This window comes from Sphingobium sp. OAS761, assembly GCF_024168485.1.
Lineage (GTDB): Bacteria > Pseudomonadota > Alphaproteobacteria > Sphingomonadales > Sphingomonadaceae > Sphingobium.
Genome location: NZ_JALJVY010000014.1, coordinates 89,248 through 106,885 on the forward strand (window position 1 = coordinate 89,248; position 17,638 = coordinate 106,885).

Here is a 17,638-nt window from a genome sequence, read left to right on the forward strand (position 1 = left end):
GGCAGAACCTCACGAACGGACAATCGCGATGACATCGATAAACCGCCGCAAATTCCTGCATTATGGGGCATGTGGCGCAGGTCTGGCGGGCCTTGCCGGCGCCATGCCCTCCTGGGCGCACGGCGGGCATGGCGGGACGCTGGCGCGCAAGGGCAGCGATGTTCTTTCCGGCGAACATCTGACGATGACGGTGGAGGACGCGCTGTTCACGACCGGCTCGCGCCGGGGAGCGGCCGTGACCGTCAATGGGACGCTGCCGGGCCCCCTGCTGCGCCTGCGGGAAGGACAGGACCTCACCGTCGACCTGATCAACAACGCCTCGGAGGGAACCTCGATCCATTGGCACGGGATGCTGGTCCCGTTCTTGATGGACGGAGTTCCCGGTATCACCATGCCAGCAGTCGAGCGCGGAGAAACCTTCCGCTACCGCTTCCCCATCCGCCAGGCCGGCACCTATTGGTGGCATGCGCACACGTTACAGGAGCCGATGGGCCATTACGGACCGATCGTGATCGATCCGGCAGAGCCCGATCCGTTTGAATACGACCGCGAATATGTGCTGATGCTGACCGACTGGTCGCCGATGAACCCGCACGAGATCATCCGCAAACTCAAAGTCGGCGAAGGTTATTTCAATTACCAGCAGACGAGCTGGACCGACGACTATCCGCTGACCGGCGAGCAGCGGCGCATGTGGGCGCGCATGCGGATGATGCCGACCGACATCGCCGATGTGACGGGCTCGACCTACACCTTCCTCGTCAATGGTCACGGACCTGAGGACGGCCTAGAGCTTGCCTATAATCCCGGCGAGCGCATTCGCCTGCGGATCATCAATGGTTCCGCCATGACGTTTTTCAACGTTCGGATTCCGGGTCTGCCGATGACCGTAGTGGCTGCAGATGGCCAGAATATCCGCCCGGTCGCAACCGACGAATTCCAGATGGGCAATGCCGAAACCTATGATGTGATCATCCAGCCCAGGGGCGCGGAGGCCTTCACCTTCGTTGCCGAGGCGATGGATCGTTCGGGCATGGGTGTTGCGACCCTGACGAGCAGGCCGGGTGCAAGCGCCGCAGTTCCCGCGCTGCGCAAGCCGCCGCTGCTCACCATGGCCGACATGGGCATGAGCGCTAGCGATCACGGCGCAGGCGGCATGACCGGGATGTCCGAGGGAGGCATGCACAATATGGAAGGCATGTCAGGCATGGCAGAAAAATCTGGCGAAATGGCTGGAATGGACATGTCGGGCGGCATGAACATGCGCGACACCTCACGGCTGCCGGACAATGTGAAGGTCGGCCCCGGGCTCGACATGGTGGCGATGAACCCGATCGACCGGATGGGCGATCCCGGAATCGGTCTGGATGACGTCGGGCACCGGGTGCTCGACTACAAACAGCTCGCCGCAGTGAAGCCGAACCTCGACGACCGCCGCCCGACCCGGATGAAGGAAATCCATCTCACCGGAAGCATGGAGCGCTATATGTGGTCGTTCGACGGCAAGAAATTCTCCGCCGTCACCGATGATCCAATCCGCTTTGCCTACGACGAGCGCGTGCGAGTGAAGCTCGTCAACGACACGATGATGGCGCACCCGATCCACTTGCACGGCCACTTCTTCGAACTCGTCAACGGCGCTCCTCCCGGCCACCAGCCGATGAAACACACGATCGTCGTGCAGCCTGGCGGCTCCGCCCAGTTCGATCTCACTGCCAATGAACCCGGCGACTGGGCGTTTCACTGCCACCTGATCTACCACATGCACACCGGCATGTTTCAGGTGGTCACTGTCCGCCCGCTCGGCGGAGGAGACGAGTGATGCGCCACGCGAGTCTTCTCCTGCCGCTGCTTGCGATCGCGACGCCAGCCCTGGCCCAGGATCATCAGGGCCACCCCGGCGAGCAGCAAAACCCGATGGACCACTCCACCATGGACCACGGCGGGATGGACCATTCCGGGATGGACCATTCGTCGATGGCCGCCCAAGCCGATGAGGCGATTCCGCAGGGACCGCCGCCGCACGAGGCCTTCGAAGGGCCGGCCTTTGCCGCCGACGCTGTGGTCGGTGCGGACCGCATGGCGACCTCCCGCACCAAAGTCGTGAAGCAGGTCAGCGGCGAAATGCCTGTCTATTGGTTCCAGGCCGACCGCGCCGAATATCGGGCGCGCGCAGGCAAGGACGGCTATCTCTGGGACCTGCAGGGCTATTACGGCGGCGATTACGACAAGCTGTGGCTCAAGTCCGAAGGCGAAGGGAGTTTCGGTGAAAAGCCCGAAAGAGCGGAAGTTCAGGCGCTGTGGAGCCATGCTATCGGCCCGTGGTGGGACCTTCAGACCGGCGTCCGGCAGGACCTTACCGGTCCGGCGCGCACGCATGCGGTTATCGGTTTGCAGGGGCTGGTCCCTTATCAATTCGAAGTCGATGCCGCAGCCTTCCTATCCCACAAGGGCGATCTGACCGCACGCGTCGAAGCGGAACTGGACCAGCGCATTACGCAGCGTTTGATCCTGCAACCGAGGGCTGAAGTGAACTTGTCCGCGCAGGACATCCCCGAACTCAGCATCGGCGCTGGTGTCGATACGGCGGAGCTGGGCGTCCGCCTGCGTTACGAATTTGTCCGCGAGTTCGCGCCGTACATCGGTATCGAACAGGAATGGAAGATCGGCAAAAGCGCGGATTATGCTCGCGCGGCAGGCGAAGACCCGGGTGTCACCAACTACGTCGTGGGCGTCCGCCTCTGGTTTTGACCATGCGCTTCTGCCTGAGGCTGAAACTGTAACGAACCGCTGCGGACTGCGTCAATTGATGTGAACGGACGATCATGACGAAGAACGAACGCAGATCGCCTACGTTCGCGCGTTTCATGGTAACCGATTGGGCCTTTCGTCGACATCACGCCCAAGCGACCTGAGGGAGCGGGGCCCCTATTTGCCCATGAAGCGGCGGAAGCGGTCCTTCCCTTCCGCTTCCGTCACCGCCTGCTCGGCATTGGCGCACTCGCTGCCGCGCACGGATCCTGCCTGGCACCCGGCCACGATCTGCCTCGCCTCGTCGAGATGCTTCGCGAAATATTGCGCGGCGCGCGGTTCGGTTGGAAGCGGGGCCGGAGCGATAGCGACGGTCTGCCCGGTCGGCAGGATCACCGGGCGCAGCACGAAGCCCGCAACGAAGCCCACGATCAATGCGACCACCACTATGACGAGAATCTTTCCCTGAATCATGACGTCTCCTTTCCCGGTTTCTCATGGGACGGCGGCGCCGGGGTCGGCGGCAGCGAGTAGCGGGCGACCACGAAATCGAGGAAGCGGCGCAGCACAGGATTGTCATTGTCGGCGCGCCAATAGCCGGAAAAGCCGGTCCGCATGTGGCCGTTGTTCTCATGGACCTCGCGGAAGACGACGCCGGGTATCTCAATCCCGAGCGCCGACTCCGCGACGATCGAGAGATGCTCGCCGAGCGCAACGGTGCTCAGCACCGTCTCGCGTGCGACATCATCAATCTCGATCTTTGGCGTGTAACCGGGCAGACCGAGCCTGCCCAACAGCATGTTGCGCGTCTCGGGGCCGGGATCGCGTTCGGTCAGGAGGAAGCGTTCGCCCACCAGATCGGACCAGTGAAGACGCTCGCGCGCCGCCAGCGGATGGCCCTGCGGCATCGCGACCAGAACGCGCTCGCTCCAGAACGGGCGGCTCGTCAGCCCCCGGTATGACGCTTCGCCGATCATGATGGCGATGTCGAGCAGACCGTTCTCGATCCCGGCCAGCAACAAGGTGCGGTCGCGCTCGCAGCGGCAAATCTTGACCTCGGGGAACTTGTCTTGGAACTCTCCGAGGGTGGCGCGCAGGTTGCCGGCCGAGAAGGAGGTATAGAAGCCAACGCCCAGCCGGCCGGCATGGCCGTTCTTCGTCGCCGCGACCCAGGCATTGATCTCGGCGAACTCTTTGACGACGCGCTGGACGGTGCGCAGATAGGTCTTGCCATTCGCGGTCAGTGTCGCGCCCCGCGTCCTGCGATCGAACAGCACCATGCCCAGCCGCTTCTCCACAAGGGCGATGTGCCGGCTGAGCGTTGCCTGCTTGATGTTGAGGATGCGTGCGGCGCGACTGAAACTGCCCGCCTCAGCCGCAGCAATCAAATACCTCAACTGCCGTAGCTCAATCATGAACAGATATAAGTGTATTTTTATTGGGAGAATGGTTTGGTTCCCGATAGGCGAGCAGTCGAAGTGCATTGAAGACGACAATCAAGGTCGATCCTTCGTGCATCGCTACGGCGGGACCGATGCCCAGGCCGAGAATTGTGGCCGGCACCAAGACCGCCACGACGCCCAAGCTCACGAACACATTCTGACGGATCACAGTGCGCGTTCGGCGGCTCAGCCCGACCGCAAAGGGAAGATGCGACAGATCGTCAGCCATCAACGCAACATCTGCCGTTTCTAATGCCACGTCGGAGCCTGCGGCGCCCATCGCAACCCCCACCGTCGCGCTGGCCATAGCAGGAGCGTCATTTACGCCGTCACCCACCATCGCAACCTTTGTTGCGGCGCGAAGCTTTTTGATCGCTTCCACTTTGTCCTCGGGCAATAGATCGCCCCAGGCTTCGTCAATCCCGACTTGCTTCGCCACAGCCTCGGCGACACGTTGGTGATCGCCCGAGATCATGATCATTCGCGCGATCCCGATGCGACGGAGACGATCGAGCGCGTCTCTTGCGGCCGGGCGCGGCGTGTCCATGAGCCCGATTGCTCCTAAGTCTTGCTGATCCCGCCGGACTACCATGCTCGTCTGTCCGGCAGTCCTCAGCCTTTCGATTGCCTCCTTCATTTCCTGCGACAACGGGGCGATGCCGTCAGTGCCGAACATCTCCGCCTTGCCGATGAGGACCTCGTCCTCACCAACAAGGGCTGAGACGCCGCGCCCAGTCAGGCTCTTCAGACTTTCAGCTCGCGGGATAGAATTTTGTCCGACATGATCGCGTCCATCGCGCGCGATCGCCTGCGCAAGTGGATGGTCGCTCAGACTTTCGACCGCGATGGCGATCGCCATGAGGTCTTCCTTCAGCACGCCATCGGCCGGGATAACTTGTTGGATTCTAGGCTCGCCTAAGGTGAGCGTTCCAGTTTTGTCGAAGGCTATGGCGTCGAGCGATCCAAGCAGTTCGAGTGGAGCGCCGCCTTTGACAAGCACGCCGCCCCGTGCCGCGCGCGCGACACCGGAGAGCACCGCGCTCGGGGTGGCGATCGCCAGTGCACATGGGCTTGCCGCCACAAGGACTGCCATCGCGCGATAGAAGCTGTCCCGGAATGGCTCGTCGACAACGACCCAGGCAAACAGCAGCATGAATGCGACCGCTAGGACCGCAGGCACGAAGAAGCGTTCAAACCTGTCAGTAAATCGCTGGGTCGGCGATTTCTGGGTTTCGGCTTCACTGACGAGCTGAATAACTTTCGCTAGTGTACTTTCGCTCGACGAGCGCGTTACCTCAATTTCGATAAGCCCGCTGCCGTTGATCGTGCCTGCGAAAGCTCGATTTGCAGCATCTATGCGATCGGGATTTGCCCTCGCCGCCGCATCGTCCATCACGGGCCGCTTATCGACTGGCATGCTCTCGCCTGTCACAGGGGCTTGATTGATGCTCGTGGTACCTTTGACAAGAAAGCCATCTGCGGGAATTCGCGTGTCAGGCTTCACCACGATGAGATCGCGAGGGACCAACTCTTCAACAGCGACCTCTTCCGTGCTGCCGTCTTCGAGCCGAAGGAGCGCCGTTCGAGGCGCCAGTTCAGCCAATGCCTCAATTGCGCGTTTGGCGCGGCCCATCGCGTAGTGCTCAAGGGCGTGGCCGAGACTGAATAGAAAGAGCAGGAGCGCGCCTTCGGCGAAAGCGCCTAGCGCTGCGGCGCCGGCCGCCGCCACCAGCATGAGAGTGTCGATCTCGAATTTCCGCAGTCGGAGATTGTCGATCGCCTCGCGCACGGTGAAGAAGCCGCCGGACAGGTAAGCTCCGATATAGAAGGCAATCGGTAGCCACGCGGGTACGCCAGCGTCGAGCTTGTCGATTGCAAAGCCAATCCCCAGCAACGCCCCACAAGCCACCGCAAAGAGTAATTCCGTATTGGAACCGAGAACTCCGCCGTGGCCATCGCCGTGTGCATGGTCGGCTCTCACATCCTCCCGACCTGCGCTATAACTGTTCCCGGCTTGGGCTCCGCCTGGAGCGGCGGTAGACCGCCGGACGCCCAATCGCGACAGCGCATCCACAATCTGCTTTTCGGACACCTGCTCGCGGTCGAACTCCACGCGCACTAGGCCCGAGGCATTGGCATCTGCTTCAAGTACGCCCGGCATGGCGTGCAGTTGCTCGTTGACCGTACGCGCTTTTCTTTGGTGGCCGATCCCGCTCACCGGCCACAGCGCATGACCGTAGCGCTCGGCAATCGCAGCTCCCGCCGAGCGGGTGATCTCGCGGATGCGCGAAAGCGACAGCGTGTCAGAATCATAATGGATACAGAGCAGTGCGGGCTTGTCTCCTTCGGCCGGAACGACATGCGCCTTTTCGATGCCGGCGCGCGCTGAGAGATCGGCCGTCAGCCGAACCACACAGGCATCATCGGCATTGGGGATGTCGGGTAGGATAAGCGGAATTTCGAGTTGCATCTGGTCCGTCATGAAACCTCCTCAATGTTGCTCGGGCCTCGTTCCGCGCCCATGCAGAAGTGCCAAGGCGCGTCCGGGTGAGGGAGGCGGACGCCCGTCTCGTGGCTGATTGGAAGCGGCGCGCTCGCAGACTTGCGCTTTCGCGTGGGCGCGGATGACGGCCAGCATAGATCGCAGCAATTACGCGTGCGTGCGAGCGGCGGCTTGCAGGGCCTTGCCGCCGATCACCTCGACGGCTTCCAGGGTGATGATCCCGATGTCGGGAACGTCCGTGAGCAAAGCGACAAACGCCCGCAGCGCATCCTCGACATCGATGATCTCGATGACCACTACGCGGTTGCTTTCGAGCACATGGCGGCGATGGAGCTGCGCCGAGCCGCCAAAACCCATCAAGGCTTCCAGGACGGTCACACCGGCGATCTTCTGATCACGCGCCAGCGAAGCGACATATTCGAAGACCTTGCGGTCGCCGATATAGGCCGCTTCGTCGGTGTAGATGCGCAGCAGCTTCTGGCCATTCTTTTCCATCATACCTCTCCTTCAGCGGCAGCCGGCGGCTCACCGGCTTCCGGTTCTGTCTCTCTTCTCTTCCATTGGATGTTGAGGCCGAGGACGACCTTGGCGATCGCCGGCAGCACCAGCAGCGTGAGGATGGTCGCCGCGATGAGGCCGCCGATGACGGTCGTCGCGAGCGGCTTCTGGACCTCGGCGCCGGTGCCGTGCGCGAGCGCCATCGGCACGAAGCCGATCGCCGGCACGAAGCCGGTCATCACGACCGCGCGCATCTTTTCGGCCATGCCTTCGCGAATGGCCTCGGGCAGCGCGAGCCCTGCCTCCAGCCGCTCGCGGATGGCGGTCATCACGACGAGACCGTTGAGCACAGCGACACCCGCCAGGCAGATAAACCCGACCGCCGCCGACACGGAGAAGGCGATGCCGGTCATGGCGAGGGTGAACACGCCGCCAGCAAGCCCCAACGGGACTGCGAGGAACACCGCCGCGGCACGGCCGAATCCGCCGAGCGCCATATAGAGCAGCCCAAAGATCGCCAGGAAGCAGAGCGGAACGACGATCGACAGACGGTCAGCGGCGGCCTGAAGATTCTGGAACTGGCCGCCCCACTCCAGATAATAACCTGCAGGCAGCTTGATCTGCGCCACCTTGGCCTGCGCCTCCGCGACGAAGGAGCCGGCATCGCGGCCTTGCAGGTTCGCTTGGATCACGACTCTGCGCTTGCCGTTCTCGCGGCTGATCTGGTTCAGCCCTTCGGTGAACCTGATCTGGGCAACCTGCGACAGCGGAACCGAGCTGCGCGCATGGCCTTCCTCCTTGGGCAGCATCACCGGGAGCGCGAGTACGTCATCGAGGTTGACCCTCGTGGCATCCGGCACGCGCACGGTGATGTCGAACCGTCGGTCGCCCTCGAACAGCAGTCCTGAAGCGCGGCCGCCCATGCCGGCGGCCACGGTATCGGCGACCTCCTGAACCGTGAGGCCGTACCGGGCGATGGCCGCGCGGTCGAACCGGACGTCGAGCGTCGGCGCGCCGCCTGTCTGGTCCGCCTTGACACTGGAAGCGCCGGGGATCGACTGGAGTACACGCACGATCTCGTCGGCAGACGCCGACATCTTATCGAGATCGTCGCCATAGAGCTTGATGGCGACGTCGCCGCGCACACCGGCGATCAGTTCGTTGAAACGCAACTGGATGGGCTGGCTGACCTCATAAAGCTGGCCCAACTTGCTGCCGGCCGCTTTCTCGATGCGCTCGATCACGTCCGCCTTGGACTTGACGTCCTGCGGCCATTGATCTTCCGGTTTCAGGATCACGAATCCATCGGAGATGTTCGGCGGCATCGGATCGGTCGCAACTTCCGCCGTGCCGGTCTTCGAGAACATCAGTTCAACTTCGGGCAGCTGGGTCACGGCCTTTTCAACGCCGCGCTGCATGGCCAGCGATTGTTCGAGGCTGACGGAGGGCACGCGCGTCGACGCCAATGCCAGGTTCTTCTCGTCGAGCTGGGGAATGAACTCAAAACCGAGCAATCCGAACACCGGCACGGCCGCAAGGAAGAAGACCAGCCCTCCGGCGATGAAGGGCCAAGGCCGTGCGACCGCCTTGTCGAGCAGTGGAAGATAGCGCTCCTTCGACTTGCGGATCAGCCACACTTCCTTTTCAGCGACTTTGCCCCTGATAAGCAGGGCGACCAGCGCGGGGACCAGCGTGATGGCAAGGATAAACGCTGCCACCAGCGCGAGCATGATGGTGATCGCCATGGGCGAGAAGGTCTTGCCCTCGACCCCGGTAAACATCAGCAGCGGGGCGAAGGCGAGCAGGATGATCGCCTGACCGAACACGGTCGGTTTGATCATTTCCTGACTGGCGTGCATCGTCTCTTCGAGACGCTCGCGCAAGCTGAGCAAGCGGCCTTCATGCTCCTGGCGATGCGCGAGACGGGCCAGACAGTTCTCGATGATGATCACGGCACCATCGACGATCAGGCCGAAGTCGAGCGCACCGAGACTCATGAGGTTGCCGGGCACCTTGAAGGCATTCATGCCCATTGCCATCATCAGGAAAGAGAAGGGGATGACGAGGACGGCGATGATCGCCGCACGCCAATTGCCGAGCAGGAGGAACAGCGACGCGGCCACCAGCAAGGCGCCTTCGGTCAGGTTTCGCTCGACAGTGCCGACCGTAGCGTTGACCAGCTTTGCGCGGTCAAGCACCACCTTGACCTCGACACCTGTCGGCAGAGTCGACTTCACCTGATCGAGCTTTGCGTTCACAGCCTGCGCCACGACCCGGCTGTTTTCGCCGATCAGCATCAGGGCCGTGCCAACGACTGCTTCCTGGCCGTTCATGCTGGCCGCACCCGTCCGAAGGTCGCCGCCAATTCGTACATTGGCGATCTCGCCAACCGTGATCGGGACCCCGCCGCGTGTTGCGGCAACGGCGTTGCGAATTTCATCGACCGAGCGAATGCGTGCATCGGCGCGCACCAGATAGGCTTCGCCGCCGCGGTTGAAGTAGTTGGCGCCAACCGCGAGATTGGCGGCTTCGAGCGCTTCGCCCAATTCGGTATAGGAAATGCCGTAGCTCGACAGCTTCACCGGATCAGGCTCGACCACGAAGGTCTTCGCATAGCCGCCAATTGAGTCTACGCCGGCTACACCGGGGACCGTGCGCAACTGGGGGCCGATGATCCAGTCCTGCACCGTGCGCAGATAGCCGGCCTTCGCGACTTCGTCGGTAAGGCGGGCACTTTCGGCCGTCAGATAGCTGCCATCAGATTGCCAACCGGGCTGACCGTCAACTTTCTTCGCGCCTTGCCCGTCGGGATGGGTATAGCCGACCGTATACATCACGACTTCGCCCAAGCCCGTCGTCACCGGCCCGATTTGCGGCTGTACGCCCTCGGGCAGATTTTCCTGCGCCTGAACGAGCCGCTCACCGACCTGCTGCCGAGCGAAATAGAGATCAGTCGAATCCGAAAAGATCGCGGTGACCTGACTGAAACCATTACGGGACAGCGAGCGCGTAGTTTCGAGCCCAGGAATGCCGGCCAGCGCCGTTTCAATCGGATAGGTAACGAGTTTTTCCATTTCGACCGGCGACAGACCGCGGTCGACCGTGTTGATCTGGACCTGGTTGTTGGTGATGTCCGGAACTGCATCGATCGGCAGCTTGGTGAGTTGCCAAACGCCAAGCCCGGCGATCGCGAGGAAGAGGAACAGCACCGCCCACCGTGCGCGGACTGACAATGCCATAAGGGATGCGATCATGGCTTAATCCTCCTCGCCCGCGCCCTTGCCGAGTTCGGCCTTGAGCAGGAAAGCGTTGCGGGTGGCGACCGTCGCGCCGGACTTCAGTCCGGAGACGATCTCGACCCGGCCTGCACTGCGCTGGCCGAGCGTTACGAATTGCGCGCGGAAACCCTGGGCGGTGCGAAGGAACACTGCGTCACGACCGTCGACGCTCTGCACGGCATCTTCCGGAACCACGATCGCGTTCGTCGGCGCGCCCTGGCTGGGCATGAGGCGGACCCGCACACCGAGGCCGGCCTGCAGAATGCCGCCCGGCACTTCGATGAGCGCCGTGGCAGCGCGGGTTTCTCCGCTCAGAGTCGGCGTGATGGCACGTATCCGGCCCTCGACCGTTCGACCGTCAATAAGTTCGATGATGGCGCGATCACCGGTCGCGAGACGTGCCACATCGCCGGGATTTATCGCTGCCTCGACCTGAATTTTGCTTGGATCAGCAACCCGAAACAGCTCGGCTTCTGGCTGGACATATGCACCGAGGCTGACATTCTCGGAGGTCACTCGCCCGGCGATCGGGCTTGCCACGATAACGCCGCGGCCGTCCTTGGTTACATTAGCAGCGCCAACCGATACTTGTGCCCGCCTCGCTTCGGCTTGCGCTGCGGCGGCTTCCGCTTCCGCGCGTTCGAGATCGACACGCGCCGAGACTTTCTGCTCGAACAGGTAGCGCTCGCGAGCAAGCGCTTTCTGCGCAAGAACAGCCCTGGCCGATGCGGCCGCGCGATCTGCGGCGATCTGTGCCGCATCGCGGCTTTCGACGATCGCCAGCGCCTCTCCGGCGCGGACCGGATCGCCGAGCCGCTTGAATATTCGCGTCACGGCGCCGCCCGCGCGTGCTGTTACCAGCGCTTCGCCCGTGGGTGAGGCTGTAACCTGGCCTTGCACCAGTATCTCCGAGCCGAGGCCGCCGGCTCGAACAGTCTCGACGGCAATTCCGGCATCGCGGATTGCATCCGGCGTGATCGCCAGACTGTCTGACGCAGTTTCGCTTTCAGCGCTGTCTTCGGCGGGCGCGGATGCCACTGACGGATCAGCTGTACAACGTGCGACGCTGAACCCGCCGATCGCGGCCAACAGAATTGCGCCGGTGACACCGCCAAGGAGTCGCTTGTCCTGTGTTATCATTAAAGATCTCCGAAGCGGATCGAGCAGCGGCCAGTCAGGGGCGCGTTCAGCTCGGAATGGGGAATGGGGAAGGTGAGGATCAGCGAGGCAGACGCGGTCATGGCGTTGTTCCCGCCACATCGGGCGCCGGTGTCGTCAGATGCGCCAGACGCGCCTCGGCGTCGTGATAGGCGACCAGCGCATCGACAAATGCGCCTCTCGTGTCGGCAAGAGTTCTCTCCGCATCGAGCAGATCGAGCTGGCTGAAACGGCCTTGCGCATAACCTATCCTGGCGATGCGGGCCGCTTCGCTTGCTGCCGCGAGCGCGGGTCCACCCGTCGAGCGCGCGGTTGCGGCCGCGTTGGCAAGCTCGGCCTGCGCGGCGGCGAGCGCCTGTTCGGTGTCGAGGACGGTGACCCGTCGCTTTGCATCGACCGCCTGCCGTTCGGCCTGCGCTTGGCTCAATGCAGCACGACCGCTGTTGAACAGCGGAAAGGGAATGCTGACCCCGAATACCGCCGCCGTGTCGCCTGTTGCGGACAGCCGCCGTGCCCCGGCGCTTAACGTGACGTCGGGGATACGTTGCGAGCGAGCGAGACGCACTTGTGCGCTTGCCGTGGCCACGTCGGCTTCGGCGGCGGCCAGGATGAGCGTTCCGTCTGCTGAAGCCGGTCGCGTCGGGCCATATCCGCCGACCTGCTCAAACCATTCGGTATCCAGTGGACCTGCTACCGGTTCTCCGATCAGGCGTCCCAGATTCTCCCGCGCAACCGCCGCTTCCCGCCTTGCCCGGTCGAGCGCGACGTTGGCACTGACTCGCTGGACGTCGGCACGCTGCTGTTCAATCGGAGATGCAGCGCCAGCGGTCACGCGCGTACTTGCAGCGCGAAACCCTTCGTCTGCGAAGCTGGCGAGCTGAACCGCAATCTCAACCCGCCGTTCGGCCGCCGCCGCGGCGATATAGGCCTGCGTTACACGCTCGCGCAGATCGGCGAGTGCAATGGCAGCTTCGAGACGTGCGCGCAGGCTGCGCGAATCGGCAACGGCAATGCGCGCTGATCGTTTGCCGCCAAGTTCGATCGGCAAGGCAAGGCCGGTGGTAATTTCGGCATTTTGCGTGCCGCTATAAGGTCCCGATCCTGCGACATTCTCGACATCCACTTGGACTTCGGGATTGGGTCTGAGACCCGCAACTGTCCGTGCTGCTCTGGCTGCACGAACGCCGGCGTCGGCGGCCTCGAGGGAGGGTGATGACGCCCCGGCTGCGTCAAGGGCACGGTCGAGCGTAAATGGGGGTGCCGAATCCGGCGGCGACGCGACCGTCTGCGCCTGCACGATCGACGCGCAGGACGCCACGGCCAGCAGGGCCGCGACAAAGCGATGCATGATTTAAAGACTCCTGACAGTTTCCAACGAGCCCCACGGAGTGGGGTCAAAAGGACGCTGTCAGGCGCGTGGAGGACGGTAGGCGGGGTCTGTCGGTGTCGAAGGACCAGCGGCAGCCCTGCTCAGAGGAAGCAAGGACTTGATCATGCTGACAAGACCAATCCCGCTATCGCGTGCCGGTTCGGCGAGGTGATGGCCATGGCAAGGTGCATGGTGGTGCGGCGTGCCCTTGTCGGCATCGGAAGGCACTTCGTCGCGATCGCCTTCAAAATGCCCAAGCGCCGAAGCAGACTCACTGTCGATGCAGGTAATTGGCTCTGCGGCATGGGCCATCACACCCGATGTCAGAGACACCGAGAGCAGGACCGCAAGCATGACAGAAAGCCATCGCATGAAAATCCGCTATCACGCATCGGCGCGCGAAGCAAAAACAATGTGCGTTCACAATCATATCTGAGGCACAAAAAGTTATAACATATCTAACTCAAAAGACGTGACATGATTGCAAGCAAGGCTTATGGACACTATCCGTAGCTTGATCCATATTGAAAGCTTTATCCTATATCCCAATTTAATTGAGATGATATTTTTAATACCCGTCGCAATGGCTCCGAATAACTGCGATCTTGTTTTTGTGGCGAGGCTATCACTGGCCTTGATGACTTGGTAGCAATGCGTGGATCAGGCAGCTTCTACAACATGGGCCTCGATCGCAACTCCAAGGCGCTTGCGTACCGCTCCGAAAATGGCCGCGAGATTGTCCATGCTCGGGTTGCCCTTTTCCGACAGCATCCGATGCAGGCTCTTGCTTGGCCGGTTAGTTTCGGCCGCCAAAGCTTCAAAACCCACCGATGCGTTCACCAGGTCACGCAGGATCAAACGCGCGACATGCGGTTCGCCGTTGAGGAAGGCCGTCGCAGCTTCGTCGAGCATGGCCTTGGCGAAAGCGGGATCGCGCGCTGCGCGCTCCTTTACCGTTTCCTTGAAATCCCGTGTCAGCACCATGTTGCTATTTCCTGGCCTTCTTCGCCGTGGCCTTGCGGCCCTTATACTCGCTTAACAATGCAGCGGCCTCGTTGATATCGGCCTGCTGTCGCTTCTTCGTTCCGCCGACGAACAGGATGATCAGCTCATTCCCGTCCTGCGCCAGATAGAGCCGATAGCCCGGTCCCCAATTGATCCGATATTCTCCGAGCCCGCCGCCGATCCATTTGATGTTCGACAGATTGCCCAGTTCCAGCCGGACAATCGCCGTCGCAACCTTTGCCCCGGCCTGAGAATCGAGATCATCGAACCAGGATCGGAACGGGCAGGACCCATCCTCGCGGATATACTCCTGTACGATCAACTCACAGCCTTTCAAGTAACGTATATGTTACCATTTGTCCAGCTCCCATTGTCGCTCAGGCCACGAGCCGCAGCCGGTCGAGCTTGGCGGCGCCTTGGGCGAGCAACTTGGCGATCTCGTCGGACGTACGTCGCACGGCCAGTTTCAGCGCTTCATCGACGTGGATGTAATCCTGCGTCACGTTCTGCGAGGCGTGTCCCAGCATGGCGCGGATCGTCAGTTCCGAGAAGCCAAGTTCAGCGGCGATGCTCGCAAAGGTGTGCCGCAGCACGTGGGGCGTGACACCCGTGATGCCAGCAAAACCGCAAACGCGCTGCAGGCAGGCGCTTACAGCCGTGAAGGGGCCATCGCCCGTGGTCGCCGCAAACACATAGGGATTGCCGGCGATCTGGGGCTGCGCCACGATCATCTTGATCGCTTCCGGCCCGATCGCCCGGATCTGCTCGCCCGTCTTGGTGTCGGGGAAGGCAACGAAGCCGCCCATCGGATTGACCCATTCCCGCTGCATGGCTTGCCCTTCTTCGCGGCGATATCCGGTCAGAAGCAGCAGCCTGATTACAGCGATCCCGGTCGGACTGACGCCTTGCTGTTCCGCATAGACCATCGCCTTGCCCAGCGTTTCGATCTCAGCGACGCTGAGGCGTCTTGTTCGATTGTTTCCGGCGAGCTTTTTGGCGCCCTTGGTCGGATGCTCAGTGAGCAGGCCTTTATGTTTCGCATGCCCCAGGATCGCCTGGATCGTGGTCAGGCAGCGCGCCGCGCCCCCGCGGCCGCCGGTCGCCTTGCCGCCGCGACCCCCGGTGCGAGGCTTTCCGGTCTTTCCCTTCGCTACATCGTCCTGCATCGCTTCGACATCGGCAATCGTCAGATGGCGGGCGATGCGCTTGCCAATCAGTGGGTTGATATGGGTCCGAATCCGGCTCTCATCCATCGCAAGCGACGATTCCTTGATCGGCCGGTTTCGGCGACCAAGGATTCTGCCTGCGCGTGCTTCAGTCAGATACCAGTCGCACAGCTCAGCGACATTCATCTCGTTGCGAGCGCGGCGCGCGTCTTCGGCCGGGTCTTCCCCGGATGCCACCGCACCGAGTTTGATCTTCGCGAGATCGCGAGCCTGGTCCACTGTCAGCACGCCGAAGCGGCCAAGATTGACGCGGCGCTTGATGCCTTCGGCGTTTCGGTACTGGATGATGAACGTCTTGAGCCCAGACGGCAGCACCCGAATACCGAACCCGCGGATCTCATTATCCCACAGGACGAACTGCTTTTCCGCTGGTGGCTTGAGCGCATCGATCGTGCGCTTGTTCAGCTTGGCTGTCGGCATTGCCGCCTCCATTTGGAGACAAAGCTCCGGAGAGCACCTTTTGTCTCCATATTGTCTCCAGAATACGCCGTTTCGTGGCGAATTGCAGGATATGGCGGCGAAGAAGAAAATCAATATCTATTTGAAATTGCGTAGAAAAGCGTATAAACGAAAACTGTGGCGTAAGGTTAGAATCGGATTGCCAAGGTTGGGGTCGAGGGTTCGAATCCCTTCGCCCGCTCCAGTTTTTCTAGGTCATTTCAAGAACTTAATGGGAAATCGTCCCGCTTTCGCAGCGGTGGATCGACCGTATTTTCTGCCTCAGCCACCACCTAGCCACCACCGACGGAGCGTATGAACGGCGGTCTCCGAGTGATATGGAGCGCACGCCTGCAGGTCTGACCGGATTGCGCTGGGTCTCGCAAGGACGAGTCGATCGGCATGCTCGACAACTGGCCGGAACGGTTCCCAATGGACAGGGTCGTGATGTGGTGAGACCTTCAACAAATGCGTGAAGAGCCCGCCTTTGCATCGTGGAGAAGCTATTGGAATTTCGCGCGTGAAGTTTCCCATCAGCGCCGTTACCTCCTGTCTTCATCGAGCCGAGCCTTTCTGGATGAACTGATCCGCACTTCCGAGAAGCGTCAAAGCCGCCTGCCCGCCGGGCATCGGCTATGCCGAGCACAGGTCGCCCACGGCGAGTTAGACGACCCCGATGTCGGACCACTTCCGCGGCCCGCCCCGCCGGCGCGCATGGTCCCGTTGCCCTATTCTGCTTCGGACGGCCGCGCCAACCCGCGCGGAATTCCTTGCCTCTATATGGCCGATGACAGGCACACGGCGATCGCCGAGGTACGGCCATGGATTGGATCATTGGTCTCCGTAGCAATCATGCGGACGCTTAAGGACCAGCGGCTTGTGGACGTACGCGACGACAGCGGCCGCCAGCCAATCTACCTTGAGGGGGAACCCTCGCCAGATGAACGCGAGGCAGCGGTATGGAGTCACGTCGCACGAGCCTTTCGCGAGCCGGTCCTCCGCGAGGATAATCGCGCCGGATATGCGTCGACACAGATCATTGCCGAGGCGTTTCGAAACCACGGATATGACGGCATCGCATATGGCAGCGCCTTTGGTGAAGGCCGGACGAACATCGTCTTGTTCGATATCGGCGCGGCTGAACTAGAGGCTTGCGAGCTTCACGAGATCAAGAATGTGCAACTGATCCACGAAGAGACTGAGAACCCCTATTTTGTGCAGAAGGCAGGGGATGGCACTACATCCTTGGTGCGCAATGTGATCACGGCAATTGGGCCGATCGACGGCCCGATGACTCCGCTGACCTCCGAGCCCGATGCATCATGACCTCTAGGACCGATCAGGTCGCGTCGAACGTCGCGATACGTGACGGAGCGACCGCTGGCCTTCTGGAGCCATGACACGCCCCCCAGCTTGAGAAAGACTTTGTATGGACGAGCAGACCATCAAGCAAATATTGTCGGTCGCAGTGGCTACCCTCCAGGAAGAGGAAGCGACGATCCTGCAATTTGATGTCGGCGAACGAACGATCTGCGCCTGCCTCGCCGCGATCCTGAAGCGTGCGTTCGACAATCACTCGGTTCATGTCGAATATAATCGGCATGGGGTTTATCCGAAGGAAATCGAACTGCCCGATGGGGCAGGCCAACTCACTGACAAACGTATCTTCCCCGACATCATTGTCCACAAACCAGGGCACGACGATGCCAACCTTTTGGTGGTGGAAGTGAAGAAAACCACCAATCCCGTGAGCGACGATCTCGACATCGCAAAGCTTCAGCAGATCAAGCAGCAGATTGGCTATGTTTTCGCCGTATTTCTGCGGTTGCCGACCGGCCCGAATGCCGATTCGGCCGGCCAGCGCATCGTCTGGATCTAGGCTCAGGACTCATTGATCGAGCCAGAAGATGACGGTTGCGGCGATGCAGATAGCGGACATGAAGGTGTGCGCGCAGCGATCGTAGCGGGTG

The 17,638-nt window shown here is 61.7% G+C and carries 15 protein-coding genes; 4 read left to right on the forward strand and 11 right to left on the reverse strand.

Annotated elements, in window-relative coordinates:
• Positions 1–28: 28 nt before the first annotated feature.
• The gene (locus tag J3E64_RS17820) at positions 29–1,822 is read left to right on the forward strand and encodes a copper resistance system multicopper oxidase (protein ID WP_253344386.1); all 1,794 of its coding nucleotides are present in this window, start codon (positions 29–31) and stop codon (positions 1,820–1,822) included.
• Positions 1,822–2,751, forward strand: coding sequence for a copper resistance protein B (locus J3E64_RS17825; RefSeq protein ID WP_253344387.1), 930 nt, complete (start codon positions 1,822–1,824; stop codon positions 2,749–2,751). The genes J3E64_RS17820 and J3E64_RS17825 overlap by 1 nt, the downstream gene beginning before the upstream one ends.
• A gap of 177 nt (positions 2,752–2,928) precedes the next feature.
• Here J3E64_RS17825 and J3E64_RS17830 read toward each other — a convergent pair whose 3' ends face one another.
• From J3E64_RS17830 to J3E64_RS17880, 11 genes are all read right to left on the reverse strand, one after another.
• A complete protein-coding gene (locus tag J3E64_RS17830) occupies positions 2,929–3,225 on the reverse strand; it encodes a hypothetical protein (protein ID WP_253344388.1) in 297 nt (98 codons plus the stop codon).
• Positions 3,222–4,166 (reverse strand): LysR family transcriptional regulator, encoded by a 945-nt coding sequence (locus tag J3E64_RS17835; protein ID WP_253344389.1) that lies wholly within the window; start codon positions 4,164–4,166, stop codon positions 3,222–3,224. Before J3E64_RS17835 ends, J3E64_RS17830 begins: the two co-directional genes overlap by 4 nt.
• Positions 4,159–6,675 carry a heavy metal translocating P-type ATPase gene (locus J3E64_RS17840; RefSeq protein ID WP_253344390.1) on the reverse strand — a complete coding sequence of 839 codons (2,517 nt, stop codon included), beginning with the start codon at positions 6,673–6,675 and terminating at the stop codon, positions 4,159–4,161. The genes J3E64_RS17835 and J3E64_RS17840 overlap by 8 nt, the downstream gene beginning before the upstream one ends.
• A gap of 168 nt (positions 6,676–6,843) precedes the next feature.
• Entirely contained in the window at positions 6,844–7,191 is a 348-nt protein-coding gene (locus J3E64_RS17845) for a DUF190 domain-containing protein (RefSeq protein WP_253344404.1), read from the reverse strand.
• Positions 7,191–10,448 (reverse strand): efflux RND transporter permease subunit, encoded by a 3,258-nt coding sequence (locus J3E64_RS17850; protein ID WP_253344391.1) that lies wholly within the window; start codon positions 10,446–10,448, stop codon positions 7,191–7,193. Before J3E64_RS17850 ends, J3E64_RS17845 begins: the two co-directional genes overlap by 1 nt.
• A gap of 3 nt (positions 10,449–10,451) precedes the next feature.
• Positions 10,452–11,612 carry an efflux RND transporter periplasmic adaptor subunit gene (locus J3E64_RS17855; protein ID WP_253344392.1) on the reverse strand — a complete coding sequence of 387 codons (1,161 nt, stop codon included), beginning with the start codon at positions 11,610–11,612 and terminating at the stop codon, positions 10,452–10,454.
• A gap of 97 nt (positions 11,613–11,709) precedes the next feature.
• A complete protein-coding gene (locus tag J3E64_RS17860) occupies positions 11,710–12,978 on the reverse strand; it encodes a TolC family protein (protein ID WP_253344393.1) in 1,269 nt (422 codons plus the stop codon).
• 60 nt (positions 12,979–13,038) lie between these two features.
• The gene (locus J3E64_RS17865) at positions 13,039–13,353 is read right to left on the reverse strand and encodes a hypothetical protein (protein ID WP_253344394.1); all 315 of its coding nucleotides are present in this window, start codon (positions 13,351–13,353) and stop codon (positions 13,039–13,041) included.
• A gap of 306 nt (positions 13,354–13,659) precedes the next feature.
• A complete protein-coding gene (locus J3E64_RS17870) occupies positions 13,660–13,983 on the reverse strand; it encodes a DNA-binding protein (RefSeq protein WP_021227775.1) in 324 nt (107 codons plus the stop codon).
• Positions 13,984–13,987: 4 nt separating this feature from the next.
• Positions 13,988–14,326 carry a type II toxin-antitoxin system RelE/ParE family toxin gene (locus J3E64_RS17875; protein ID WP_253344395.1) on the reverse strand — a complete coding sequence of 113 codons (339 nt, stop codon included), beginning with the start codon at positions 14,324–14,326 and terminating at the stop codon, positions 13,988–13,990.
• 55 nt (positions 14,327–14,381) lie between these two features.
• Positions 14,382–15,650: a site-specific integrase gene (locus tag J3E64_RS17880; protein WP_253344405.1), complete on the reverse strand. Its 1,269-nt coding sequence runs from the start codon at positions 15,648–15,650 to the stop codon at positions 14,382–14,384.
• A gap of 486 nt (positions 15,651–16,136) precedes the next feature.
• Between J3E64_RS17880 and J3E64_RS17885 the strand changes: the two genes are divergently transcribed.
• Together J3E64_RS17885 and J3E64_RS17890 are read left to right on the forward strand one after the other, a co-directional pair.
• The gene (locus tag J3E64_RS17885; RefSeq protein ID WP_253344396.1) at positions 16,137–16,994 is read left to right on the forward strand and encodes an RES family NAD+ phosphorylase; all 858 of its coding nucleotides are present in this window, start codon (positions 16,137–16,139) and stop codon (positions 16,992–16,994) included.
• A gap of 103 nt (positions 16,995–17,097) precedes the next feature.
• Complete coding sequence (locus J3E64_RS17890; protein ID WP_253344397.1) at positions 17,098–17,547, forward strand: hypothetical protein; 450 nt, start codon at positions 17,098–17,100, stop codon at positions 17,545–17,547.
• Positions 17,548–17,638: the final 91 nt, after the last annotated feature.

Coding starts and splice junctions, on each gene's coding strand:
- J3E64_RS17865 (WP_253344394.1), bottom strand. CDS start 13,353: ATGCTTGCGGTCCTGCTCTCGGTGTCTCTGACATCGGGTGTGATGGCC.
- J3E64_RS17885 (WP_253344396.1), top strand. CDS start 16,137: ATGCGTGAAGAGCCCGCCTTTGCATCGTGGAGAAGCTATTGGAATTTC.
- J3E64_RS17855 (WP_253344392.1), bottom strand. CDS start 11,612: ATGATAACACAGGACAAGCGACTCCTTGGCGGTGTCACCGGCGCAATT.
- J3E64_RS17835 (WP_253344389.1), bottom strand. CDS start 4,166: ATGATTGAGCTACGGCAGTTGAGGTATTTGATTGCTGCGGCTGAGGCG.
- J3E64_RS17830 (WP_253344388.1), bottom strand. CDS start 3,225: ATGATTCAGGGAAAGATTCTCGTCATAGTGGTGGTCGCATTGATCGTG.
- J3E64_RS17825 (WP_253344387.1), top strand. CDS start 1,822: ATGCGCCACGCGAGTCTTCTCCTGCCGCTGCTTGCGATCGCGACGCCA.
- J3E64_RS17870 (WP_021227775.1), bottom strand. CDS start 13,983: ATGGTGCTGACACGGGATTTCAAGGAAACGGTAAAGGAGCGCGCAGCG.
- J3E64_RS17820 (WP_253344386.1), top strand. CDS start 29: ATGACATCGATAAACCGCCGCAAATTCCTGCATTATGGGGCATGTGGC.
- J3E64_RS17840 (WP_253344390.1), bottom strand. CDS start 6,675: ATGACGGACCAGATGCAACTCGAAATTCCGCTTATCCTACCCGACATC.
- J3E64_RS17860 (WP_253344393.1), bottom strand. CDS start 12,978: ATGCATCGCTTTGTCGCGGCCCTGCTGGCCGTGGCGTCCTGCGCGTCG.
- J3E64_RS17845 (WP_253344404.1), bottom strand. CDS start 7,191: ATGGAAAAGAATGGCCAGAAGCTGCTGCGCATCTACACCGACGAAGCG.
- J3E64_RS17850 (WP_253344391.1), bottom strand. CDS start 10,448: ATGATCGCATCCCTTATGGCATTGTCAGTCCGCGCACGGTGGGCGGTG.
- J3E64_RS17880 (WP_253344405.1), bottom strand. CDS start 15,650: ATGCCGACAGCCAAGCTGAACAAGCGCACGATCGATGCGCTCAAGCCA.
- J3E64_RS17890 (WP_253344397.1), top strand. CDS start 17,098: ATGGACGAGCAGACCATCAAGCAAATATTGTCGGTCGCAGTGGCTACC.